Annotated in this window: 16 protein-coding genes, 4 tRNA genes and 3 rRNA genes; 7 read left to right on the top strand and 16 right to left on the bottom strand. The window is 47.7% G+C overall.

The window, feature by feature from the left end; all coding sequences use genetic code 11:
* Nucleotides 1-215 precede the first annotated feature (215 nt).
* Entirely contained in the window at nt 216-419 is a 204-nt protein-coding gene (locus RGU75_RS14250) for a cold-shock protein (protein WP_322210815.1), read from the top strand.
* A gap of 139 nt (nt 420-558) precedes the next feature.
* Here RGU75_RS14250 and icd read toward each other — a convergent pair whose 3' ends face one another.
* Entirely contained in the window at nt 559-1,812 is a 1,254-nt protein-coding gene (icd, locus tag RGU75_RS14245; protein WP_322236981.1) for an NADP-dependent isocitrate dehydrogenase, read from the bottom strand.
* A 178-nt stretch (nt 1,813-1,990) separates the two neighbouring features.
* Here icd and RGU75_RS14240 point away from each other — a divergent pair, with 178 nt between their 5' ends.
* From RGU75_RS14240 to RGU75_RS14230, 3 genes are all read left to right on the top strand, one after another.
* Nucleotides 1,991-2,563: a pseudouridine synthase gene (locus tag RGU75_RS14240; protein ID WP_322236979.1), complete on the top strand. Its 573-nt coding sequence runs from the start codon at nt 1,991-1,993 to the stop codon at nt 2,561-2,563.
* A gap of 146 nt (nt 2,564-2,709) precedes the next feature.
* Complete coding sequence (locus RGU75_RS14235; RefSeq protein WP_416186816.1) at nt 2,710-2,946, top strand: hypothetical protein; 237 nt, start codon at nt 2,710-2,712, stop codon at nt 2,944-2,946.
* A 174-nt stretch (nt 2,947-3,120) separates the two neighbouring features.
* Nucleotides 3,121-3,585: a DUF192 domain-containing protein gene (locus RGU75_RS14230; RefSeq protein WP_322236977.1), complete on the top strand. Its 465-nt coding sequence runs from the start codon at nt 3,121-3,123 to the stop codon at nt 3,583-3,585.
* Between the two features lie 321 nt (nt 3,586-3,906).
* Here the strand turns inward: RGU75_RS14230 and rpsT are convergent, their stop codons facing one another.
* Entirely contained in the window at nt 3,907-4,173 is a 267-nt protein-coding gene (rpsT, locus tag RGU75_RS14225) for a 30S ribosomal protein S20 (protein ID WP_322236975.1), read from the bottom strand.
* Nucleotides 4,174-4,492: 319 nt separating this feature from the next.
* On the opposite strand from rpsT, the gene murJ reads away from it, so the two are divergent.
* Complete coding sequence (gene murJ / locus RGU75_RS14220; protein WP_322236973.1) at nt 4,493-6,043, top strand: murein biosynthesis integral membrane protein MurJ; 1,551 nt, start codon at nt 4,493-4,495, stop codon at nt 6,041-6,043.
* A 46-nt stretch (nt 6,044-6,089) separates the two neighbouring features.
* Nucleotides 6,090-6,935 carry a SirB1 family protein gene (locus tag RGU75_RS14215; protein ID WP_322236971.1) on the top strand — a complete coding sequence of 282 codons (846 nt, stop codon included), beginning with the start codon at nt 6,090-6,092 and terminating at the stop codon, nt 6,933-6,935.
* A gap of 116 nt (nt 6,936-7,051) precedes the next feature.
* On the opposite strand, the gene RGU75_RS14210 is transcribed toward RGU75_RS14215, so the two are convergent.
* The 14 genes from RGU75_RS14210 to RGU75_RS14145 all read right to left on the bottom strand — a co-directional run bounded on the left by RGU75_RS14210 (nt 7,052) and on the right by RGU75_RS14145 (nt 21,952).
* The gene (locus RGU75_RS14210; protein ID WP_322236969.1) at nt 7,052-8,947 is read right to left on the bottom strand and encodes an ATP-binding cassette domain-containing protein; all 1,896 of its coding nucleotides are present in this window, start codon (nt 8,945-8,947) and stop codon (nt 7,052-7,054) included.
* A gap of 488 nt (nt 8,948-9,435) precedes the next feature.
* A tRNA-Arg gene (locus tag RGU75_RS14205) sits at nt 9,436-9,510 on the bottom strand.
* Nucleotides 9,511-9,878: 368 nt separating this feature from the next.
* A complete protein-coding gene (locus RGU75_RS14200; RefSeq protein WP_322236967.1) occupies nt 9,879-10,301 on the bottom strand; it encodes a surface-adhesin E family protein in 423 nt (140 codons plus the stop codon).
* Nucleotides 10,302-10,774: 473 nt separating this feature from the next.
* Nucleotides 10,775-11,023 carry a hypothetical protein gene (locus RGU75_RS14195; protein WP_322236965.1) on the bottom strand — a complete coding sequence of 83 codons (249 nt, stop codon included), beginning with the start codon at nt 11,021-11,023 and terminating at the stop codon, nt 10,775-10,777.
* Between the two features lie 65 nt (nt 11,024-11,088).
* Nucleotides 11,089-11,201, bottom strand: a 5S ribosomal RNA gene (gene rrf / locus RGU75_RS14190).
* Nucleotides 11,202-11,379: 178 nt separating this feature from the next.
* Nucleotides 11,380-14,262 (bottom strand): 23S ribosomal RNA (locus tag RGU75_RS14185).
* 359 nt (nt 14,263-14,621) lie between these two features.
* A tRNA-Ala gene (locus RGU75_RS14180) sits at nt 14,622-14,697 on the bottom strand.
* Nucleotides 14,698-14,718: 21 nt separating this feature from the next.
* Nucleotides 14,719-14,795, bottom strand: a tRNA-Ile gene (locus RGU75_RS14175).
* Nucleotides 14,796-14,884: 89 nt separating this feature from the next.
* Nucleotides 14,885-16,417 (bottom strand): 16S ribosomal RNA (locus tag RGU75_RS14170).
* Together the 16S, 23S and 5S rRNA genes with 2 tRNA genes alongside form the textbook arrangement of a ribosomal RNA operon.
* Nucleotides 16,418-17,223: 806 nt before the next feature.
* Entirely contained in the window at nt 17,224-17,901 is a 678-nt protein-coding gene (locus tag RGU75_RS14165; RefSeq protein WP_322236962.1) for an isoprenylcysteine carboxylmethyltransferase family protein, read from the bottom strand.
* Nucleotides 17,902-18,387: 486 nt separating this feature from the next.
* Nucleotides 18,388-18,463 (bottom strand) — tRNA-His (locus RGU75_RS14160).
* Between the two features lie 121 nt (nt 18,464-18,584).
* Nucleotides 18,585-19,427 carry a glutamate racemase gene (gene murI, locus RGU75_RS14155; RefSeq protein ID WP_322236959.1) on the bottom strand — a complete coding sequence of 281 codons (843 nt, stop codon included), beginning with the start codon at nt 19,425-19,427 and terminating at the stop codon, nt 18,585-18,587.
* Between the two features lie 142 nt (nt 19,428-19,569).
* Nucleotides 19,570-21,114, bottom strand: coding sequence for a fumarate hydratase (locus RGU75_RS14150; protein WP_322236957.1), 1,545 nt, complete (start codon nt 21,112-21,114; stop codon nt 19,570-19,572).
* 214 nt (nt 21,115-21,328) lie between these two features.
* Entirely contained in the window at nt 21,329-21,952 is a 624-nt protein-coding gene (locus RGU75_RS14145) for a YqhA family protein (RefSeq protein ID WP_322236956.1), read from the bottom strand.
* 367 nt (nt 21,953-22,319) lie between these two features.
* Here RGU75_RS14145 and acs point away from each other — a divergent pair, with 367 nt between their 5' ends.
* Complete coding sequence (gene acs / locus RGU75_RS14140) at nt 22,320-24,302, top strand: acetate--CoA ligase (protein ID WP_322236953.1); 1,983 nt, start codon at nt 22,320-22,322, stop codon at nt 24,300-24,302.
* The last annotated feature ends 72 nt before the right edge of the window (nt 24,303-24,374 follow it).

Here is a 24,374-nt window from a genome sequence, read left to right as displayed (position 1 = left end):
AAGAGCACGTTATCGAAGAAAAACATGCCGGATATCATCACATGCCGCTTCACAAAAAATAACTTGACTTATTTTTTTTCTGAAAGAAAAATAGCACACAGTTAATAAGTATGTTTTCTTGTTAATAGAAGGGAGCAAGTTTTAGAGGAGGCCTAGAAAAGGCATCTTGCTTTTACGGCTCGTTTGATTGGTCATTATTTGAAAGACGCTACTTTATGTCAACAGGTACAGTCAAGTGGTTCAACGACTCTAAAGGCTTCGGTTTTATCACTCCCGATGATGGTGGTGAAGATTTGTTCGCACACTTTTCCGCAATCCAAATGAACGGTTTTAAAACCCTCAAAGAAGGCCAAAAAGTACAGTTCGAAGTCACTCAAGGCCCAAAAGGCAAGCAAGCTTCTAATATTCAGGCACCTTAATTTATCAGTAAATTGCTTGTTGTAAAAAACCCGCGCTCGCGCGTTTTTTATACAAGGTCAAAAAAGAGCCAAAAACGACCACCAAAAAAAACCAGAACTAAGTTCTGGTTTTTTTAATATCGTGCCAAATTTAATACAATTACATGTTTTCAATCAACACATCACCAAAGCCTGAGCATGAAACTTGCGTTGCACCTTCCATCAAGCGGGCAAAATCATAAGTCACCTTTTTCGATGAAATCGATTTTTGCATAGAGGCGATGATTAAATCGGCAGCTTCGAGCCAGCCCATATGACGCAGCATCATTTCAGCCGACAAAATGAGTGAACCTGGGTTCACATAATCTTTGCCAGCATATTTTGGTGCAGTGCCGTGAGTAGCTTCAAACATCGCGACGGAATCAGACAAATTGGCGCCGGGCGCAATGCCGATACCACCAACTTGCGCTGCTAGTGCATCGGAAATGTAATCGCCATTCAAATTAAGCGTGGCAATAACACTATACTCATTCGGACGTAACAGAATCTGTTGCAAAAATGCATCAGCTATCGAGTCTTTAACAATGATGTCGCGACCAGTCTTAGGATTTTTGAATTTTGCCCATGGACCACCATCGATCAACTCCGCACCGAATTCTTTTTGCGCTAATGCATACGCCCAGTCACGAAAACCGCCTTCAGTGAACTTCATGATATTACCTTTGTGAACAATGGTCACAGAAGGCTTGTCATTATCGATCGCGTATTGAATCGCCTTACGTACCAGACGCTCAGTACCTTCGCGCGATACCGGCTTAATGCCAATGCCCGATGTATTCGGGAAGCGAATCTTCTTAACGCCCATCTCATTGATGAGAAAATTGATCAATTTTTTGGCATCTTCGCTGCCCTCTTGCCACTCAATACCTGCGTAAATGTCCTCCGAATTCTCACGGAAAATCACCATATCTGTTTTTTCTGGCTCACGAACTGGCGATGGAACACCCTGGAAATAACGCACGGGACGAAGGCAGACATACAAATCCAGTTCTTGACGCAAAGCGACGTTCAGCGAACGAATACCGCCGCCAACCGGCGTCGTCAAAGGACCTTTAATAGAGACGACATAATCTTTGATAGCCGCTAGCGTTTCGGCTGGCAACCAAACGTCAGGACCATAAACGTTCGTCGATTTCTCACCAGCATAGACCTCCATCCAACTGATCTTGCGCCTACCAGCGTAGGCTTTGGCAACTGCTGCATCCACCACTTTAATCATGACCGGACTAATATCGACGCCGGTTCCATCACCTTCGATAAAAGGAATGATTGGGTTATCCGGGACATTCAGCGAATAATCAGCATTGACGCTGATTTTTTTGCCTTCAGCTGGCACTTTAATATGTTGGGACATGCAATATCTCCAAAGATGAAGCGAGAGGGTGGAGCCAAGGTTTTACCCTTCTATTTCGGCCCATTCTATATTTGGTATTGTATTCGGCATTACATCGAGTCTTATATAAGACATAAGACAGCGATTTATATTATGCACTAGTATTTTACTAGACGCTATGTTTTTGAGACACTACGGTATGCCTCTTATTCTATTCAATAAACCTTTTCAGGTGATGTGCCAGTTTTCATCGCACCCAACGCGTGAAACTCTCGCCGACTATCTTACTATCCCAAACATCTACCCTGCCGGAAGGCTTGATGCTGATAGTGAGGGGTTACTACTATTAACCAACGATGGAAAGCTGCAACATCACATCAGCCATCCCGCGTTTAAACAGCCAAAAACCTATTTGGCTCAAGTTGAAGGCTTGCCCGATAACGGAAAGCTGGCTCGCCTGCGCAATGGACTTGATCTTGGTGACTTTATGACCCAACCCTGTGAAGTTCGTCAAATCATCCCGCCAGAATGGCTTTGGCCCCGCGTTCCCGCTATCCGCGAACGCTTGGATAAACCGACTAGTTGGCTAGCACTCACCATCACCGAAGGAAAAAATCGACAGGTGCGGCGCATGACCGCTGCGGTCGACTTGCCCACTCTTCGTTTGATCAGAATCGCCATTGGAAAAATTACATTAGAGAGCCACCCGCTTTGGCCTGGAGAGTTCCGTGCAATCGATCCATCTGAGCTAACAAGTCGGCAAGCAATCTGAAGGGATTGCTTACATTTCTAAAGATCAACTAATACGACATCTGCCGCTACTTAAAATATTATTTTATTTTTTTTAAAAAAAGCGTCAACCATAAGTTCAGCACACCGTTAATTGCAGTGATTCAAATGAATCATCTATGCACTTACATGATTAATAATCAAAAGGATTCTAAAATGTCTAAACTGATCGCTGTTTTGGTAGCTGGCCTTTTCGCAACTTCTGTTTTCGCTGCTGATGCTGCCGCTCCTGCTGCTACTCCAGCCGCCGCTGCTCCGGCTACTTCAGCTCCGGCTGCGAAAAAAGCAACTAAAAAAGCACACAAAAAAGTAGCTAAGAAAGCTAAAGCTGATGCGGCTCCTGCCGCTGATGCTCCTGCTAAGTAATCCAGGCGTCAGTTTCAAAAAAAGACAGGCATTGCCTGTCTTTTTTTATGTCCGATCAGTTTTCAATCTGAGGTAGAGCTTCTGCCTTTGCATCAGAGCGTGACCACATAGCGCGTTGCCGACCCGCGATAACCCTCTGTATAATCCGGTAAAACATAAAAGGACTTTACCAACATGAGAAGATATCGCCCATCGACTGCTGTTATGGCGCTTGCACTCTTAGGCAGCACCATCGGCGTCATCTCTGCAGCAACAGCGCAAGGAACGCAACAATTTCCAGTCGTCTCACTGAATGCCGGAATCCATGTGATCAAGGCTGAGGTGGCTACGACAGAAGCCCAGCGTGAGCAGGGCCTGATGTTTCGCAAACAGTTAGCTTCCAACGCGGGTATGGTCTTTTTATTTGATGCGCCTGCGGGCGTTTGTATGTGGATGAAGAACACGCTAATTCCGTTATCAGTCGCCTTTTTGGACCAAAACGGTGTCATCATCAATATCGAAGAAATGAAAGCCCAGACCCTCGATTCCCATTGTGCTGAGAAAGCTGCGCTATATGCATTGGAGATGAATCCAGGTTGGTTTAAGCAGAAGAATCTAAAACCAGGCACCGCCATTAGCGGTTTACCGCGCGCACAATAAGCTTCCGCATCTTCTAAAATTCAATATCTTTGGCGATGATTTTACCTCCCAAGGGAGGTAATGTTGATTGGTCTGCTGATGAGTCCCCCCAAAAATGGAATGACTAGCATGACGTTACGCTGAGACGCACCCGATATCCAACGGAAAAAGGTCAACACTCAGGCTGAAGTTAGCGAGCGGCCTGTTTTGGCAAAATAAAAAATGACTATAACGGACAAAATAAAAAACAAAAAAAACCTTGCGTAACCAAAGGCTATGCAAGGATTTTTTAAATCAGTACTCAAATAAGAACTTCGACCGACCTAGTCGGCAAAATACATATTACGCTGACAGTGCTTTCAGAGCTGCGTTTAGACGGCTCTTATGACGTGCAGCTTTGTTCTTATGAATGATTTTCTTGTCTGCAATTCGGTCGATAGTTGACACAGATTTTTGCAGAACCAGAGTTGCAGCTTCTTTATCGCCACCGGCGATTGCTTTGCGAGCAGCTTTGATTGCTGTGCGTAGAGTCGAACGCTGACTAGAATTGTGCAGGTTTTGAGCGACTGCTTGACGAGCACGCTTACGTGCTTGTGCGGTATTTGCCATTTATATATCCTAAAACGAGGTCGGGAATGCTTACGCGGCAAAACTAACCAGACCGCGACGCAGAATTCTGTAAAGCCACGGATTATAACTACTTTCTCACCAATAAGCAAACCAATATCACTCCTGCCTTAATATTCATTCCTTCAGTAAGATTTCTATCTGGGACCAAGACGAATTAGTGACTTCATCATTTTAATGGCGTCTAAGGCATTTTTCAGTCTGATGTGAAGCATAAAGTTTCAATATGAGAACCTACTCGACTGAAAGAGCTTGTTACAAAGCTGTGAACAGGCAACATGAGCGGCTATAATGCCGCTCCATGAACTTGCATAAAACGCTTGCCACCGTCTCTGGCATGACGATGTTGTCGCGTATAGCGGGACTGATTCGTGAAATCTTATTTGCGTCTACGTTTGGCGCTTCAGCTTTCACCGACGCCTTCAACATCGCCTTTCGTATACCCAATTTATTGCGCCGTCTGTTCGCGGAAGGCGCATTTTCACAAGCTTTCGTTCCGATTCTTGGAGAATACAAGAATAAGAAAGGTCAAGAAGCAACCAAGCATTTAGTCGACCATGTATCAGTGGTGATGACATGGGTCATGATTCTTACCTGCATCGTCGGTATCCTTGCATCACCATTGCTGATTTATTTTATGGCAACTGGGCTCAAAAATGATGCGGTTGCGTTTAATGCATCGGTTGTAATGACGCGCATCATGTTTCCTTACATCGGTTTTATGTCGTTTGTAGCGTTAGCCGGCGGAATTTTGAACACGTGGCATGAATTCAAGATTCCGGCGCTTACTTCGGTGCTATTGAATCTCGCATTTATCGTCGCTTCACTTTTTGTCGCACCTCATATGGCTCAGCCGATCTACGCGATGGCTTTTGCGGTATTGGTCGGAGGCATTTTGCAAGTCGCGATTCAGATCCCTGCGCTGCGCAAAATAGGGATGATGCCGCGTATGATGGGAAACCCCTTTATCGGACTGCGCGATAGCGGTGTAAGGCGCGTACTCAAAAAAATGGGACCTGCGGTATTTGCAGTCTCCGCAGCGCAGATCAGCCTGATGATCAATACAAATATCGCGTCGCGCCTGGAGCACGGAAGTGTCTCCTGGTTATCATACGGTGATCGCTTGATGGAGTTTCCAACTGCGTTACTGGGCGTCGCCCTCGGCACTATTCTGCTGCCAAGCCTTTCCAAAGCGAATGCCAACGCAGACCATCGCGAATACTCCTCACTATTAGATTGGGGATTACGACTGACCTTTTTACTGGCGCTTCCTTCCGCGGTTGGGCTTGCGACGCTGTCGGTTCCCCTCACAGCAACTCTATTCCATCACGGAAAATTCGACGCCATTTCGGTCGCGATGACGAGTCGGATACTCATTGCGTATGGCGTCGGTCTGATAGGTTTAATTGTCGTAAAGATTTTGGCGCCAGGATTTTATGCCAAACAAGATATCAAAACACCGGTCAAAATTGCCTTCGCGGTGCTAATCACCACGCAGCTACTTAATTCTTTATTTGTCCCGATTTTTGCAGTAGCAGGATTGGCGTTATCAATCAGTTTTGGTGCCTGCATGAACGCAGGACTTTTGCTGTGGAGTCTGTTACGGCGTGGTATCTACAAACCGGAAAAAGGCTGGATGCTATATTTTATCCGCTTGGTGGGCGCTCTTTGCCTGATGGCTGCAGTCGCACTATGGACCGCAGAGCGCTTTGACTGGATTGGACTACATACCAATTCGATCGCTCGCGTCGGTGCGCTGATGGCCGTTCTTGTGGCTTGTGGGATCACCTACTTTGGGGCACTTCTTGCAATGGGGTTTCGATTTCAAGATTTCAAACGTTCCTCGCACTAATCGATAAGCTGAGCTACATTAGATATTATTTGGTAGCATACTTAACATGATCTCTTCTCTAAATTACTTTACGACCCTGGTGCAAGAGGCCAATAGCGTGCCGCTATTTGAAGCGGCACTTGCCATTGCGCAAGACCCCTATCCAGCATTGGATCTAAATGCTCCACAGATTGCTGTGGATAAATTCGCCAATACATTGAAGCAACGCATTCACGCAGATGCTTCACAGATTAAAAAGTTACAGTTATTAAATAATTTCTTTTTTCGAGAGTTAGGGTTCGCAGGTAATGTTAATAATTATTACGACCCTGATAATAGCTATCTGCAATGCGTCATTAATTCGCGGCGCGGTATTCCTATTTCGCTGGCGATCATTTATATGGAATTGGCGCAACAGGTGGGATTACCAATACACGGAATTTCATTCCCCGGCCATTTCTTGATGAAACTGACTGTTTCCTCGGGTGATATTGTGATAGACCCCTTAAATGGGTCAAGTCTATCGCATGTAGAACTCGAAGAAAGACTGGAGCCCTATTTACGGACTTCGCCGTCTCAGGGCAAAGAAAAGAAAATATCGCTACAACCTTATTTGCAAAACGCCCATCCTCACGAAATTTTAGGTCGTCTGTTACGCAACCTTAAAATAATATTCACACAAGGACAGCATTGGGAGCCCTTACTGAAACTGCAGCAACGCTTGCTGATACTACGGCCCAATGATCCCATTGAGTTGCGTGATCGCGGCGCGGCTTACGCACACTTGGATTGTCCGCAAGCAGCTTTAGACGATATTGAAAATTATCTGACCCAACGACCACATGCACAAGATGCTGATGCATTGCGCGCGCAAGCACGTGAACTGCGAAAAGCGTGCAAAAAACTGAATTAATAACGAAAGCAAACATACAATCGACAGCGTTATACCTGAATTGTCGTCGTTCAAATATACTGGCTGTCGACCTATTTTTCATGTCTTTTCGTCGTAACAATTAACGGCCTTGGCAGTTAACCTTTGTTGCGGGCTTCAATCACTTCCCATTTTTCCAACGCTTCGAGCAACAAACTATCTAGTTCGGTAAAGCGCAGGTTCAAGCGCTTCACTTCATCCGGCTTTTTAACATACAACTCAGGATCAGCCAATTGCGCGGTAATCGCCTTTTGCTCTGCTTCCAATTTCGCAATAAGTACCGGCAACTCATCCAGTTCACGTTGCTCTTTATAGCTGAGCTTTTTTTGCTTTGCCGCTGGAGCTTGTATAACTTCTGCCTTAGTTTCGGCTTTGACTTTAGCCGCCAATGCTGCAGGACTTGGACGCACGCGCTCCCAATCGCTATAGCCACCGACATATTCACGCCACAAACCGCCGCCTTCTGCCGCGATAACCTGCGTCACGACATTGTCGAGGAAGGTACGGTCATGACTGACCAGAAACACAGTGCCCTTATAATCTTCCAGCAACTCTTCCAACAACTCGAGCGTATCAATATCCAGATCGTTGGTCGGCTCATCCAATACCAACACATTGGCTGGTTTTGCAAAAAGGCGCGCTAGCAATAGTCGGTTACGCTCACCACCGGACAATGATTTAACGGGAGACCGAGCGCGTTCTGGCGCAAACAAAAAATCGTTCAGATATGTCATTACATGCTTACGCTGACCGTTAATCTCGACCCAGTCGCTACCCGGTGCTATCGTGTCTGCCAAGCTTGCTTCGTCATCCAATTGCGCCCGCATTTGATCAAAATAGGCAACCTGTAACTTGGTTCCCTGTTTGACAGTGCCGCTATCTGGTTGATCTTCGCCCAAAATCAACTTCAGCAACGTGGTTTTTCCCGCGCCGTTATGCCCGATCAAACCGACTTTGTCGCCACGTAAAATAGTTGCAGTGAAATCGCGAACGATGACCTTGTCACCAAAGGCGCGATTAACATCCGTCAACTCAGCGACAATCTTGCCTGAACGCTCGCCTGCTGACACATCGAGCTTGACCTGCCCTTGCTGGTCGCGCCGCGCTGTGCGATCCAGACGCAACGATTCTAAACGTCGCACACGGCCTTCGTCACGGGTACGGCGTGCCTGTACACCTTTGCGAATCCAAATTTCTTCTTGTGCCAGAAATTTGTCGAACTTGGCATTTTCAACTTCTTCAATTTCGAGTTGCTCAGCTTTACGCACCTGATACGCAGTAAAGTTACCGGGGAACGACAAAATACGACCGCGATCAAGTTCAACGATACGTGTCGCTACATTGTCCAGGAAACTACGATCATGGGTAATGAACAGGACGCTACCTTTATAGTCGCGCAATAATCCTTCCAGCCACATGATCGAGCTAAAATCAAGATGGTTGGTTGGCTCATCGAGAAGCAAAACGTCGGGGGCACTGACCAACGCGCAAGCGAGAGCGACACGCTTCTGCATCCCACCTGACAACGTACCCATCAAGGAGTCTTTGTTCAGGTTAAGGCGATCAAGCGTGGTTTCGACCTTATTTGTCAGACTCCATGCGTCTGCTGCATCAAGCTTGCTCTGGATTACGTGCATGCGCTCCATGATGGCGTCGTCATCGTCCCCACCAAATTGCCCTGTCAATGCGTCATACTCATTCAATAACGCCTGCATCTCGCCCATGCCGGATGCTACAGCATCAAACACTGACATTTCAGGAACAAAATGCGGCTCTTGATCAACATAAGCGATCTTTATCCCTTGCTGCATCACCATCAAACCATCATCCAGTTTGGAAACGCCAGCAATAGTTTTTAACAAAGAGGATTTTCCAGTCCCGTTACGACCGATCAAACCGACTCGCTCTCCCGAATCCAGGGAAAATTCAGCGCGATCCAATAGCGCAACGTGACCGAACGCAAGTTGTGCGTTGGTAATAGAAATGACTGCCATAGTAGAAAACCAGAAAAAGAGAGTCTGCGAAAATCACCACGCAGCCAATTAAATGAATGAATTGCGCATTGTACCGATAGGTGGCGATATCTCGCTATAAGTTACGCGCTTTATAGCTTGTTGTTGCATTTTATGAGTAATCGCCGCACTAAGTTGGCTCGGGTTGGATCGTTGTGTAATTTATAGCCAAAAAACCATACAGCTCACTAAGGGCATCGGCTTGAATTCGATGACCTGTCACACGCATCCAAAAAATTGGAATTTAATGAGCGGCCCATTGGCAGCAGCACCGTGTTTATTCGAATATGCTCGCTCAACATGACTTTGCCACACGCCCCTTTTGAAAAAGTTGCAATTTAAGCAATGTACGTATCGGAATTACCTTGTAGTACCTCATCAATAGCAAACTGAAACACGGTATTGTGGATACCAAATTCAATTCAAAATAGCGCTATTAACCTGAAATATGCGACCGTAATCTCGCAGTATGGTATCGCCTACAGGAATCGAACCTGTATCTATCCCTTAGGAGGGGATTGCATTATCCGTTATGCGAAGGCGACACTCGCGGCAGAATTATACAGTCTTCTTTGTATGAATTGCCTATCTAAGACGATCCATGTCACATCAGATAACAGACTGCGCCAATTTTTTAGTAATTAGAAAGAAAGGCGAATAATAAAAAAACGCATGAAGAAAATTATTCTGTCTTCCATGCGGTAGTTACACTGGAGCCACAGATTGTAGTAAATTACCGCAAGCGGTTTTGCATCATCCTATTATTCATCGGGTCCAGCACTATAAGCGCTTTCCTCAGAGGGTAAAAAAGGAATCAGAAGATAATTAAGTTACGCATGTCAGGACTAAAATAAAAGCGATTCAAGTGGTGTTCTGACATATGCATATCGCCGATTCCTATTTCAGATAGGGATTATTGAGCCCCAAGCGTTTGATTACAAACGAAATTTGTCATAATTCCATCAGCCAAAGAGCCCTTAACCGGTGCGGCAAACTTACTATTTTTCAACGCTTCTGAATGATCGCGTTTGTCCCCCTTGGCATCATTTTCCACAAACAAAATTTCTCGCGCTAATCGCGTGGTCTTCGCAGCGCAATTATATTCTGTCAAATCCTGGTACGACTTAAAAGTCGGAAACGTAGGATCTCCCTCATTCTTACGCGCCTCTCGAAAGTTCCACATCGACCATACTTGTCGTATGCCGTTTGTTTCTTTAATAGAATCCTTATCTAACTGGAGGCTGGATACATCACTTTGACCAACAACTTGCCAATCAGCAGCTTGCGCGCCAATACAAACCATTGTTAACCCGAGAATAAGTGCGATTTTTTTCATGTGTAATTTCCTTGAGTTATTAACTGTAATAGGACCCATACAGCCTATCTTAATTCATTCGTTGCACAGCTAATTTTACAAAAAAACACATGTTCCGATAACATTAAATAATCTTTTAAGGGACCGGTGATGCGAAGGTAGCCCGATAAAAAAGTGGCGCAGACAAGCTTAATCAGTGGGACACCCGCGATCAATATAAAATTATGGGTGATTTGAAGGTCTCTTATTATCATCACTTACCTGAAGTACGGTTAGTAATCCCACATTTTTATTGTAAATATCATATTTTTTCGGATTTACATGACTATTCGAACTGTACCCATTGCTGCCGATTATCCTGCGTCGGTAGCAACGGAAGAGAAGTAGCGGAAATACGCTGATCAACGTCAAAAAAAAGAGCGTTAAGACAACAAAGAGGAGGTAATCGACTAGCGGCGTCTCTTGGTCGGGCACGGCGTCCGGAAATTTCAAGATTAAACGTTGAGAGGGTGTTGGGTGTTGGGTGTTGGGTGTTGGGTGTTGGGTGTTGGGTGTTGGGTGTTGGGTGTTGGGTGTTGGGTGTTGGGTGTTGGGTGTTGGGTGTTGGGTGTTGGGTGTTGGGTGTTGGGTGTTGGGTGTTGGGTGTTGGGTGTTGGGTGTTGGGTGTTGGGTGTTGGGTGTTGGGTGTTGGGTGTTGGGTGTTGGGTGTTGGGTGTTGGGTGTTGGGTGTTGGGTGTTGTCATTGCATAAATCGTTTCTGCAAAGCAAAAACCCTCCCCGATTACTCGGGGAGGGTTTTCTAATAAGAGCCTGACGATGACCTACTTTCACACTGGTTGCAGCACTATCATCGGCGCAAAGTCGTTTCACGGTCCTGTTCGGGATGGGAAGGGGTGGTACCAACTCGCTATGGTCATCAGGCATAAACTGTAGTGTCGTGTGTTCCCAATGGGGCAACAAACAACGCAATCTAGAAGAAGTAAAGTTTTGTATTACTGCAGTGCAGTGACAAGGGTGTGTCACCGCACTGCTGGGTATGATTGCACTTTTCAGGCAAACACATATCTCATTAGCTTAATCTATAACCTGCTAAGGTTATAGGGACAAGCCTCACGGGCAATTAGTACTGGTTAGCTTAACGTATTACTACGCTTCCACACCCAGCCTATCAACGTCCTGGTCTCGAACGACCCTTTAGGGGAATCTAGTTCCCGGGAAATATCATCTCAAGGCAAGTTTCCCGCTTAGATGCTTTCAGCGGTTATCTCTTCCGAACTTAGCTACCCGGCAATGCCACTGGCGTGACAACCGGTACACCAGAGGTTCGTCCACTCCGGTCCTCTCGTACTAGGAGCAGCCCCCTTCAAATTTCCAACGCCCACGGCAGATAGGGACCAAACTGTCTCACGACGTTTTAAACCCAGCTCACGTACCACTTTAAATGGCGAACAGCCATACCCTTGGGACCGGCTACAGCCCCAGGATGTGATGAGCCGACATCGAGGTGCCAAACTCCCCCGTCGATATGAACTCTTGGGAGGAATCAGCCTGTTATCCCCAGAGTACCTTTTATCCGTTGAGCGATGGCCCTTCCATACAGAACCACCGGATCACTATGTCCTACTTTCGTACCTGCTCGACTTGTCAGTCTCGCAGTTAAGCACGCTTATGCCATTGCACTAACAGCACGATGTCCGACCGTACCTAGCGTACCTTCGAACTCCTCCGTTACACTTTGGGAGGAGACCGCCCCAGTCAAACTGCCTACCATGCACTGTCCCCGATCCGGATAACGGACCAAGGTTAGAATCTCAAACAAACCAGGGTGGTATTTCAAGGTTGGCTCCACGCAAACTAGCGTTCACGCTTCAAAGCCTCCCACCTATCCTACACAGATTGGTTCAAAATTCAATGCAAAGCTACAGTAAAGGTTCATGGGGTCTTTCCGTCTAGCCGCGGGTAGATTGCATCATCACAAACATTTCAACTTCGCTGAGTCTCGGGAGGAGACAGTGTGGCCATCGTTACTCCATTCGTGCAGGTCGGAACTTACCCGACAAGGAATTTCGCTACCTTAGGACCGTTATAGTTACGGCCGCCGTTTACTGGGACTTCAATCAAGAGCTTGCACCCCATCATTTAATCTTCCAGCACCGGGCAGGAGTCACACCATATACGTCCACTTTCGTGTTTGCATAGTGCTGTGTTTTTATTAAACAGTCGCAGCCACCTTTTTATTGCAGCCCTTTCACCCTTCTGGCGCGAGCCAGTCAAGCTACCGGGGCGTACCTTATCCCGAAGTTACGGTACAAATTTGCCGAGTTCCTTCTCCCGAGTTCTCTCAAGCGCCTTAGAATACTCATCTCGCCCACCTGTGTCGGTTTGCGGTACGGTCTCGTGTGACTGAAGCTTAGAGGCTTTTCTTGGAACCACTTCCGATTGCTTCATGAATAAATTCACTCGTCTCAACCCCTTGAATTACGCTGCCGGATTTGCCTAACAGCCTTCTCTGAGCCAAAAACCGACTATTCCAACAGTCGGACAACCTTCCGCGATCCGTCCCCCCATCGCATCACACGACGGTGCAGGAATATTAACCTGCTTCCCATCAGCTACGCATCTCTGCCTCGCCTTAGGGGCCGACTCACCCTGCTCCGATGAACGTTGAACAGGAAACCTTGGGCTTACGGCGTGGAGGCTTTTCACCCCCATTATCGCTACTCATGTCAGCATTCGCACTTCTGATACCTCCAGCATCCTTTACAAGACACCTTCGCAGGCTTACAGAACGCTCTCCTACCATATGACCTATAAATAGGTACATATCCGCAGCTTCGGTGACTGGCTTAGCCCCGTTACATCTTCCGCGCAGGACGACTCGATCAGTGAGCTATTACGCTTTCTTTAAAGGATGGCTGCTTCTAAGCCAACTTCCTGACTGTTTTAGCCTTCCCACTTCGTTTGCCACTTAGCCAATCTTTGGGACCTTAGCTGGCGGTCTGGGTTGTTTCCCTCTTGACGTCGGACGTTAGCACCCGGCGTCTGTCTCCCAAGCTCGCACTCATCGGTATTCGGAGTTTGCAATGGGTTGGTAATTCGCAATGAACCCCTAGCCATAACAGTGCTCTACCCCCGATGGTGATACTTGAGGCACTACCTAAATAGTTTTCGGAGAGAACCAGCTATTTCCAAGTTTGTTTAGCCTTTCACCCCTACCCACAGCTCATCCCCTAATTTTTCAACATTAGTGGGTTCGGACCTCCAGTGCGTGTTACCGCACCTTCATCCTGGCCATGAGTAGATCACTTGGTTTCGGGTCTACACCCAGCGACTGAACGCCCTATTCGGACTCGATTTCTCTACGCCTTCCCTATACGGTTAAGCTTGCCACTGAATGTAAGTCGCTGACCCATTATACAAAAGGTACGCAGTCACGGAACAAGTCCGCTCCTACTGTTTGTATGCACACGGTTTCAGGATCTATTTCACTCCCCTTCCGGGGTTCTTTTCGCCTTTCCCTCACGGTACTGGTTCACTATCGGTCGATTACGAGTATTTAGCCTTGGAGGATGGTCCCCCCATGTTCAGACAGGATTACACGTGTCCCGCCCTACTTGTCGCACACTTAGTTCCACACCACCGATTTCATGTAAGGGGCTATCACCCTCTATGGCCACTATTTCCAGAGTGTTCCATTATCGCTGATGCTAAATCGTGCAGGCTGTTCCCATTTCGCTCGCCACTACTCTGGGAATCTCGGTTGATTTCTTTTCCTGTAGCTACTTAGATGTTTCAGTTCGCCACGTTCGCCTTGCATACCTATGTATTCAGTATGCAATACCCATAAAGGGTGGGTTTCCCCATTCGGAAATCTGCGGATCAAAGCCTGTTTGCTGGCTCCCCGCAGCTTATCGCAAGCTACTACGTCCTTCATCGCCTGTAATCGCCAAGGCATCCACCATGTGCACTTATTCACTTGTCCCTATAACGTTAGCCTCTGATCGCGTTCACGACCAAAAACCGGTTATAGGATATTACTTATGAGTATTACTTTAGCGTTTGCCGTATCCAAAGTGTTATCGCATTTGCATACTTACGTATGCTCTTTTGAGAACTCTTTAATACTTTTTGATTTGATACAATCATACCCATCCACACTACTGTCGTAGCGCAGACGAATCTTTACTTCTTCTAAATTGTTAAAGAACAAACAGCCAATGATCTTAAAAAGATCAAACCTAAATCGCTTTTATTTCACGCTACTACCCCGCGCAAATACTGACTTAGGTTTGATTTTTTACGCTTACTTTATGCACCAGGCGGTGTGCCCGGAAAAGTAAATGGTGGAGGCTAACGGGATCGAACCGATGACCCCCTGCTTGCAAAGCAGGTGCTCTCCCAGCTGAGCTAAGCCCCCCTTAAATCGTACCTCTATAACTGGTGGGTCTGGTTGGGCTCGAACCAACGACCCCCGCGTTATCAACACGGTGCTCTAACCAACTGAGCTACAGACCCGTCCTGATTAGCACGTTCCTAATATGACTGTTCTTCTTCTAACTAACACACCGATAAGTGTGGACGCTTAATGTCCGGGCAAACTCTAGAAAGGAGGTGATCCAGCCGCACCTTCCGATACGGCTACCTTGTTACGACTTCACCCCAGTCACGAATCCCACCGTGGTAAGCGCCCTCCTTACGGTTAGGCTACCTACTTCTGGTGAAACCCGCTCCCATGGTGTGACGGGCGGTGTGTACAAGACCCGGGAACGTATTCACCGCGACATGCTGATCCGCGATTACTAGCGATTCCAACTTCATGTAGTCGAGTTGCAGACTACAATCCGGACTACGATACACTTTCTGGGATTAGCTCCCCCTCGCGGGTTGGCGGCCCTCTGTATGTACCATTGTATGACGTGTGAAGCCCTACCCATAAGGGCCATGAGGACTTGACGTCATCCCCACCTTCCTCCGGTTTGTCACCGGCAGTCTCATTAGAGTGCCCTTTCGTAGCAACTAATGACAAGGGTTGCGCTCGTTGCGGGACTTAACCCAACATCTCACGACACGAGCTGACGACAGCCATGCAGCACCTGTGTACTGGTTCTCTTTCAAGCACTCCCTGATCTCTCAAGGATTCCAGCCATGTCAAGGGTAGGTAAGGTTTTTCGCGTTGCATCGAATTAATCCACATCATCCACCGCTTGTGCGGGTCCCCGTCAATTCCTTTGAGTTTTAATCTTGCGACCGTACTCCCCAGGCGGTCTACTTCACGCGTTAGCTGCGTTACCAAGTCAATTAAGACCCGACAACTAGTAGACATCGTTTAGGGCGTGGACTACCAGGGTATCTAATCCTGTTTGCTCCCCACGCTTTCGTGCATGAGCGTCAGTGTTATCCCAGGGGGCTGCCTTCGCCATCGGTATTCCTCCACATCTCTACGCATTTCACTGCTACACGTGGAATTCTACCCCCCTCTGACACACTCTAGCCTTCCAGTCACAAATGCCATTCCCAGGTTAAGCCCGGGGATTTCACACCTGTCTTAAAAAACCGCCTGCGCACGCTTTACGCCCAGTAATTCCGATTAACGCTTGCACCCTACGTATTACCGCGGCTGCTGGCACGTAGTTAGCCGGTGCTTATTCTTCAGGTACCGTCATTAGCCCCAGGTATTAACCAAGACCGTTTCTTCCCTGACAAAAGAGCTTTACAACCCGAAGGCCTTCTTCACTCACGCGGCATTGCTGGATCAGGCTTGCGCCCATTGTCCAAAATTCCCCACTGCTGCCTCCCGTAGGAGTCTGGGCCGTGTCTCAGTCCCAGTGTGGCTGGTCGTCCTCTCAGACCAGCTACTGATCGAAGCCTTGGTGAGCCTTTACCTCACCAACTAGCTAATCAGATATCGGCCGCTCTGATAACGAGAGGTTCTTGCGAATCCCCCTCTTTCCCCCGTAGGGCGTATGCGGTATTAGCTAATCTTTCGACTAGTTGTCCCCCATTACCAGGCACGTTCCGATATATTACTCACCCGTTCGCCACTCGTCAGCGGAGCAAGCTCCCTGTTACCGTTCGACTTGCATGTGTAAGGCATGCCGCCAGCGTTCAATCTGAGCCAGGATCAAACTCTTCAGTTTAATCTCTGTTTTGTGGCATTGCTGCCTAGCATCGCTGCTATCGCTCACTCAAAATACTGACAGGCTATCTCCCCAATTTGACTCAGGCAAATATCCTATTTTCTTCTTTTGTGAACATTTAATGTTTTAAGTTATACGCAAACCACCGAAGTAGTTCACGCTGCACTTTCATTAAACGCCCACACTTATCGGCTGTTAATTGTTAAAGAACTGTCTCTGTTTGGCGTCACACCCAACCTTACGCTCGGTGTTCGCAGCGCTGACAAAGCGTTTTGTTTGTCAGCAGCAGAGAGATGAGATTATGTGGCACTTCGAACTTTTCGTCAACTTCTTTTTAAATCATTTTAGAAACAATTTAAAACCAAATCAACTCACAACTACCGCTCAAAACACCCCACTTTACAACCTCGTTTCCGCCTCCAATTTCGCCCTTCGCACCGCTTGCGCCGTACTCAGTATTTCGCGTCGTTTTCAACAGAGGCCGAACTATAGCAACACATCTCAACACTGGCAAGCAATTTTATAAACAATTTTGAAATACTTTTAAAAAGGACTTTTACCACCTTTTTTTCCATCTCGGATTCCGGCTCGAAAGCAGGCAAAACTACCGCGCAAATCCCGTCGCTATTTCAGTACTCCATAATACTTAATCCCGAAAAAATTGGAGATCACGATGGATTCATGCGCCTCATCACATACCGCCGAAAACACTTCGACAATTAGCATCTTATTAGAAGAAGCCAAAGCAGCCCGCACACTCTGCGCAGCGAACAACACTTCTAAGAAGCCACGCCATTCACGTACCCTCACCAAATGAACGGCAGCAAACGATGCCTAACCTTCTTTTCGTAATTAACATAGCCAGAAAGATTCTCGGCCAAAAAAATCTCTTCAGTAAAGAGCCTCCACGCAATTAAAAGCGCCATCAAAACAACTAACAACAACCCCCACCACGCGCCAAGCGCGCGCGGAATGCCAGTAAGCATAACGACGCCACCGGCGTACATCGGATGGCGCACGAATGCATACAGCCCAGTCGAAATGATTTTTTGATTCGCGTCGACCTCGATGATCGCCGACGCATAGGTATTTTCTTTGAACACAAAAAAAATACAAAGGAACCCCGCGGCGACAAGAGCATCTCCAAGCACCACTATATATAGAGGAACGGTTGACCAAACAAAATGATGGTCAATGGCGGACAAAACAAACACCATGGCAAATACGATGACGAGCAGCGCTAATATCGTGCGTTGGCCTTCTACTTTTTCGGCGCTGGGACCAATATTTAGTCGCCGCGCCAATAGCTTAGGATCTTTTTTTGCCAGATAGACAGTAATCGCCAGCGCAGAGCCCAAAAATACACCCAAAAAAGCCCAGCCCCTCCAATAATGCAATGTCCGCTCAGGCACAAACACTAAAGTGCCCATACTAATTAGCAGGCGAAGAAGCCCTACAACCGCTTTTTTATGCAGATTCGTCATTTTATAATTCTAATTCATCGCGGCCACTCTGCAATCTTCTGCAGAAATCCGATCTCTTTGCGCCAGACTTTACTCTGCCCACGACAAGCTGCCCGCGCGCGATCAAGAAGATGAAATTACTTACTTCTTATAGATGAGATTGTTCGCGCCGATTCTTTTTGCTAACAAAAAGGCGACGCACAATCTATGTATCTATCTATCTATCTATCTATCTATATATATATAGATAGATAGACGACGGATTTGATTTGCCAAGGAACCCCCGCTGACTATGCTTTACATACGCCATGGCCGCTAAACGGAACCGAGCAGGTTGAGATTATGCCCAACCAGAGAAATGGCGATGCACGTACCACGCAGAATTTGAAGAAAAAAAAGGGATGCCGTTTTCACGGTATCCCTTGATTTATCTTGCTAAATTTGAAGTTTTAGCTTCCTAAAAAAACAAAAAGCCCACTATAAAGTGGGCTAAGTGCTTGATTTCATTGGGGTGGCTGATGGGGCTCGAACCCACGACAACAGGAATCACAATCCTGGACTCTACCAACTGAGCTACAGCCACCACTGTCTTACTATTTCTATTTGATCTTGTGGACCAGAACAGCTCGCTATTATACAAACTAAAATTAGTACTGGCAATTCAAAAATACGAAAATGATGCGATTAATAGCGTTATTTTTTCATCATGGTACCGTCGGGACCTGAAACACCCTCGGTTGCCATCCCAGCAAACTAAAAAAGGTGTTTTTCAGCACAGTTGGCTTGCCAGTGGTGAACGCAGTCAAAGACCCACATTCGGGATTAGTTTGGCCCAAATCGTATTCCGCAAGTATCCGGATCAACTGTTTCGTTACCGCATCGCTGGTGTCGATGAGCGCAACCTGTGTGGAGGTAAGGCGTTTGACAATTTTTTCGATCATTGGCCGAACGAACGGGTAATGGGTGCAGCCGAGCACTAATGTATCAACGTTTTGTTCAATTAAAGGCGCCACATACCGAAATATCATGGAGTCCGTTGTTTCTGTATCCAGTTCGCCTTTTTCTATCTGATCTGCGAGGCCAACGCAGGCTTGCAACGTGAACTGGACGCCTGTTGCGGCTGAAATTTTTTGAGATAACATGTTAAAGCTAGCACTGGACAATGTGCCCTTCGTCGCTAAAACACCAATCTTCTTTGTCGTGGTTTGCAGCGCAGCAGGTTTCAGCCCGGGTTCGATACCAACCACGGCCAACGTGGGATAAGCGCTGCGAATCGCCTTAATTGCAGCGGCCGTTGCCGTGTTACAGGCGACTACTATCGCCTTTGCATTTTGTTCGAGCAGAAATTCAGCGATTGACAGCGACCGTTCCAGGATCGCTTGCTCCGTTTTATCGCCATAAGGCGCATGAGCGGAGTCTGCAAAATACAGCAAATTCTCTGACGGCATGGCGTCACGAATATGACGAAGAACCGATAAACCACCGATACCGGAATCAAAAATGCCAATGGGCCTCTCTTTTTCCATCGGCATTCTCGGAGTCATCATATTGTAAGACTATTAGTAAGGACTATTAACTAAGACTATATAAGAGGCGACAACGCGGCATCACTACGGCCAAATAAAACGCGCGTTCCTGCGTCCTTATAAGTAACATCAGGAAAGCGCTTACCAACCGCAATAAACCTCGTCAGGCAGCAGTAACCGGAATATTCGCCAGCGACGCCGATTGAATCTTCGCCTGCCATTCTTTCGGCCCGGTATTATGAACCGAAATACCATTCGAATCGACCGCGACTGTCACCGGCATATCTTTTACGTCAAACTCGTAAATTGCTTCCATACCCAAATCGGCGAAACCAAGAACGCGAGCGGATTTAATCGCTTTCGATACCAAATACGCAGCGCCACCAACCGCCATTAAATAGGCCGACTTGTGCTTCTTGATCGATGCGATTGTTTCCGGGCCACGTTCTGCTTTGCCGATCATCGAAATCAGACCGGTTTGCTCGAGCATCATGTCAGTAAATTTGTCCATCCGTGTCGCTGTCGTCGGACCAGCCGGACCAACCGCCTCGTCGCGCACCGGATCAACAGGACCAACGTAATAAATCACGCGGTTAGTGAAATCGACTGGTAATTTCTCACCTTTAGCCAGCATCTCCTGAATCCGCTTATGTGCTGCATCGCGACCGGTCAGCATCTTGCCGTTTAGCAGCAACGTTTGACCCGGCTTCCAGGATGCAACCTCTTCTTTAGTCAACGTATCAAGATTTACTGACAGCGATTTTTCGGTGTCCGGCATCCAATGCACTTCTGGCCAGTCGGACAAGGAAGGCGGCTCCATGAACGCAGGGCCAGAACCATCCAGAACAAAATGTCCATGGCGCGTGGCGGCACAGTTTGGAATCATCGCCACCGGTTTTGATGCTGCATGCGTCGGATGCATCATGATCTTGACATCCAGTACGGTGGTCAAACCACCCAAACCTTGCGCGCCAATACCAAGCGCATTTACTTTCTGGAACAATTCAATGCGTAATTCTTCCGTTTTGCTTTCCGGACCGCGCTTGAGCAAATCGTACATATTGATATCTTCCATCAACACTTGCTTCGCCATCAGCATCGCGCGCTCAGCCGTACCGCCGATACCGATACCCAGCATTCCCGGCGGACACCAGCCGGCGCCCATGGTCGGCACAGTCTTCATGACCCAGTCAACCAGTGAATCGGATGGATTGAGCATCACAAATTTGCTTTTATTCTCAGATCCGCCGCCCTTGGCCGCGATCTGAACGTCAATAGTATTACCCTGCACCAGCTCCATGTGCACCACGGCTGGCGTGTTGTCTTTGGTGTTTTTGCGCTCAAAATGCGGGTCCGCCACGATCGATGCGCGCAGCACGTTGTCTGGGTGAAGATAACCACGACGTACGCCTTCGTTGACCGCATCCGTGATGTCACCTTTAAAACCTTCAAAGCGCACGTCCATACCAATTTTTAGGAAAACGTTCACGATGCCGGTGTCCTGACAAATCGGGCGCTTACCCTCAGCACACATACGTGAATTGGTCAAAATCTGCGCGATGGCATCTTTGGCGGCCGGACTTTGCTCCGCCTCGTAAGCGCGTGCCAAATGCTGAATGTAATCCGCTGGATGGTAATAGCTGATGTATTGCAATGCTGCAGCTACCGATTCAATAAGGTCTTCTTGCTTAATTGTGGTCGTGGTCATGGCGTATCTCGGTAAAATCCTAGGTAAAACCCCGGGAAAGGTTTCTAAAATTAACAATCAATCGGTCAAGCGTGCGAATCGTTACGCACCGTATAGTCAGAATTGCGATATATCGACATCTTGCATCTCCATCAAGGCGTCCATCATCAGAATCAGTAATCAAATTTGGCGTATCGGTAAAGAGCGCAATTTATTCCGCATCCATTACCAGCATTTAATGTTCGCCACCGTTCATCCGCTGGCTTTGTTGGGTGGCGGTCATAATACGGTCGCACCACGCAATCGCCAATGCGGATAGCAAAAACGTTATATGAATACCGGTCTGCGCCAATAGCGTCTTAGTATCGTACGCATTGGCGTTAATAAAGGTTTTCAGCAAATGAATCGACGAAATGCCGATAATTGCCATCGCCAGTTTAACCTTCAACACCGACGCATTAACGTGCGAGAGCCACTCGGGCTGATCAGGATGATTCTCAAGATTCATGCGAGAAACAAAAGTTTCGTATCCGCCGACAATCACCATGATCAACAGATTCGAGATCATGACCACATCAATCAAGCCCAATGTCACCAACATAATGGTCGACTCGGTAAGCTTGGTCGGCCGTATCGCCCCGTCAATCGTAACGGCGTCAAGAATATGCTGGAGCGACGCCGCATTGCCAAAAATAGCACCGATCAAATCGCTTAATTCGACCCAAAAATGGAATACATAAACGCATTGCGCCAGAATCAGGCCTAAATATAGTGGCAATTGAAGCCAACGACTCATGAAAATGACATTGGGGAGCATGCCAATCGGTTTTTTTGCTACAGGATTCAAGTCGTTGCTCATAGTGTTCTGAAGTGTTGAAAAGTGCGACTGCGCTATTTTACACGTCAAGCGTGGCCAGAATTGGCCGAAGAGGCGTTTGCCCGCGTTGCCACTAACAAACCCGTTTAAAATTGTTCAAATACGCTCGATCGTAGTCAACGATTAAGGTCATATTTAGCGTAATCTATTGGAATAAAGCCATGTAATGTTATCAAAAGTTGATATACAGAACGACTGTTTTCCTCGGGAAATTCCATAACCGCTCTATTAACAAACCAGAACCCCTGAATACCATGCAAATTTCACCAATGCGCTGACTGTAAGGCTTGAGTAAGTGTAAAAGCCTACTTTCTGGCATCAATAATTTCTAATAGCAGGAGACCACCGAATGGCCAACATCGAAACTTTGTCGCACGAAACGCGCGTTTTTCTTCCACCCGCAGACTTTGCCAAGAACGCGGCGATTTCTGGCATGGACGCCTATAACGCCTTATGCCAGGAGGCGGCAACCGACTATGACGGATTTTGGGGCAGACTAGCCCGTGAAAATCTGGAGTGGCATAAACCCTTCACCAAAGTGCTGGATGAAACCAACGCCCCCTTCTACAAATGGTTCGAAGACGGTCAACTCAATGTCTCCTACAACTGCCTTGACGTTCACCTGAAAAATGGCAACGCCGACAAAGTCGCTATCGTTTTTGAAAACGACGGCGGTGACGTAGTCAAAGTAACCTATCAACAGCTATACGAAAAAGTCTGCAAGTTCGCCAACGGCCTAAAATCGCTCGGTGTACAAAAGGGTGATCGCGTCGTTATCTACATGCCGATGTCAGTCGAAGGCGTCGTCGCCATGCAAGCGTGCGCCCGTATCGGCGCCACGCATTCAGTCGTATTTGGCGGCTTTTCTGCAAAATCGCTACAAGAACGCATTATTGACGCAGGCGCAGTAGCCGTCATCACCTCCGACGAGCAAGTCCGTGGCGGCAAACGTCTGCCACTAAAAGCCATCGTTGATGAAGCGCTCGCCCTCGGCGGTTGCGAATGCATCAAAAATGTCATCGTCTATCAGCGCACGGGCGGCGACATCAACTTTAACCCCGGCTTTGATCTCTGGATGCATAAATTGGTCTCCGACCAGCCTGAGCATTGCGAACCAGAATGGGTCAGCGCAGAACATCCACTGTTCATCCTCTACACATCCGGCTCAACCGGCACCCCAAAAGGCGTTCAGCATTCATCCGGCGGCTACCTCTTGTGGGCCGCGTTGACCATGAAATGGACCTTTGACATCAAACCCAATGATGTCTACTGGTGCACCGCCGATATCGGCTGGATCACAGGCCACACCTATATTGCCTACGGACCGACAGCAGTTGGCGCCACGCAGATCATTTTCGAAGGCATTCCGACTTACCCGAATGCAGGGCGCTTCTGGGACATGATTCAGCGTCACAAAGCCACCATTTTTTACACAGCACCGACAGCGATTCGCTCGCTGATCAAAGCCGCAGATGCCGATGAAAAGATCCATCCATCGCAATACGATTTAACCTCGTTGCGCTTGCTAGGCTCCGTCGGCGAACCGATCAACCCAGAAGCATGGATGTGGTATCACAAACACATCGGCGCAGAACGTTGCCCAATCGTCGACACATTTTGGCAAACCGAAACCGGCGGTCACATGATCACGCCACTACCGGGCGCGACGCCATTGGTACCGGGTTCATGCACCCTGCCATTGCCAGGCATTCAGGCAGCGATTGTCGATGAAACCGGCCATGATTTGCCAAACGGTCAAGGCGGCATCCTCGTGGTAAAACGTCCGTGGCCCGCCATGGTCCGTACCATCTGGAACAATCCAGAGCGCTTCAAAAGCACCTATTTCCCACCAGAGTTTGGCGGCAATTTGTACCTTGCTGGCGATGGCGCAGTCCGCAACAAAGATACTGGCTACTTCACCATCACGGGCCGTATCGATGACGTGCTGAATGTATCAGGCCATCGCATGGGCACCATGGAGATCGAATCAGCCTTAGTAGCCAACCCGATGGTGGCCGAAGCAGCCGTCGTCGGCAGACCCGATGACACCACAGGCGAAGCAATCTGCGCCTTCGTCGTCCTCAAACGCAGCCGCCCAACCGGCGACGAAGCGAAACAAATCGCCAAAGAACTGCGTGACTGGGTAGCCAAAGAAATCGGCCCGATCGCCAAGCCAAAAGAAATCCGATTCGGTGACAACCTGCCAAAAACACGCTCAGGCAAAATCATGCGCCGTCTATTGAGAATCCTAGCCAAAGGCGAAGAAATCACGCAAGACATCTCCACTCTCGAAAATCCAGGCATTCTGGATCAGTTGAAAGAGGCGCAATAACGTCGTAAAAGGAACCGTTAAGGCGACTCAAGTAAGTTGTCACCCTGACGGTTTTGTGGATTTTGGCTACCT

The sequence above is a fragment of the Glaciimonas sp. CA11.2 genome (assembly GCF_034314045.1).
Classification (GTDB): Bacteria; Pseudomonadota; Gammaproteobacteria; order Burkholderiales; family Burkholderiaceae_D; genus Glaciimonas.
The sequence above is the reverse complement of the archived record's forward strand: the minus strand, read 5'-3'. Positions and strand labels throughout refer to the sequence as shown.

What these genes read in the sequence shown, in the direction of transcription:
- RGU75_RS14150 (WP_322236957.1), bottom strand. Translation starts at nt 21,114, where the DNA reads ATGACCACGACCACAATTAAGCAAGAAGACCTTATTGAATCGGTAGCT.
- RGU75_RS14145 (WP_322236956.1), bottom strand. Translation starts at nt 21,952, where the DNA reads ATGAGCAACGACTTGAATCCTGTAGCAAAAAAACCGATTGGCATGCTC.
- acs (WP_322236953.1), top strand. Translation starts at nt 22,320, where the DNA reads ATGGCCAACATCGAAACTTTGTCGCACGAAACGCGCGTTTTTCTTCCA.
- rpsT (WP_322236975.1), bottom strand. Translation starts at nt 4,173, where the DNA reads ATGGCAAATACCGCACAAGCACGTAAGCGTGCTCGTCAAGCAGTCGCT.
- RGU75_RS14230 (WP_322236977.1), top strand. Translation starts at nt 3,121, where the DNA reads ATGAGAAGATATCGCCCATCGACTGCTGTTATGGCGCTTGCACTCTTA.
- RGU75_RS14215 (WP_322236971.1), top strand. Translation starts at nt 6,090, where the DNA reads ATGATCTCTTCTCTAAATTACTTTACGACCCTGGTGCAAGAGGCCAAT.
- RGU75_RS14200 (WP_322236967.1), bottom strand. Translation starts at nt 10,301, where the DNA reads ATGAAAAAAATCGCACTTATTCTCGGGTTAACAATGGTTTGTATTGGC.
- RGU75_RS14165 (WP_322236962.1), bottom strand. Translation starts at nt 17,901, where the DNA reads ATGACGAATCTGCATAAAAAAGCGGTTGTAGGGCTTCTTCGCCTGCTA.
- RGU75_RS14235 (WP_416186816.1), top strand. Translation starts at nt 2,710, where the DNA reads ATGATTAATAATCAAAAGGATTCTAAAATGTCTAAACTGATCGCTGTT.
- murI (WP_322236959.1), bottom strand. Translation starts at nt 19,427, where the DNA reads ATGATGACTCCGAGAATGCCGATGGAAAAAGAGAGGCCCATTGGCATT.
- murJ (WP_322236973.1), top strand. Translation starts at nt 4,493, where the DNA reads ATGAACTTGCATAAAACGCTTGCCACCGTCTCTGGCATGACGATGTTG.
- RGU75_RS14250 (WP_322210815.1), top strand. Translation starts at nt 216, where the DNA reads ATGTCAACAGGTACAGTCAAGTGGTTCAACGACTCTAAAGGCTTCGGT.
- icd (WP_322236981.1), bottom strand. Translation starts at nt 1,812, where the DNA reads ATGTCCCAACATATTAAAGTGCCAGCTGAAGGCAAAAAAATCAGCGTC.
- RGU75_RS14210 (WP_322236969.1), bottom strand. Translation starts at nt 8,947, where the DNA reads ATGGCAGTCATTTCTATTACCAACGCACAACTTGCGTTCGGTCACGTT.
- RGU75_RS14195 (WP_322236965.1), bottom strand. Translation starts at nt 11,023, where the DNA reads ATGACAACACCCAACACCCAACACCCAACACCCAACACCCAACACCCA.
- RGU75_RS14240 (WP_322236979.1), top strand. Translation starts at nt 1,991, where the DNA reads ATGCCTCTTATTCTATTCAATAAACCTTTTCAGGTGATGTGCCAGTTT.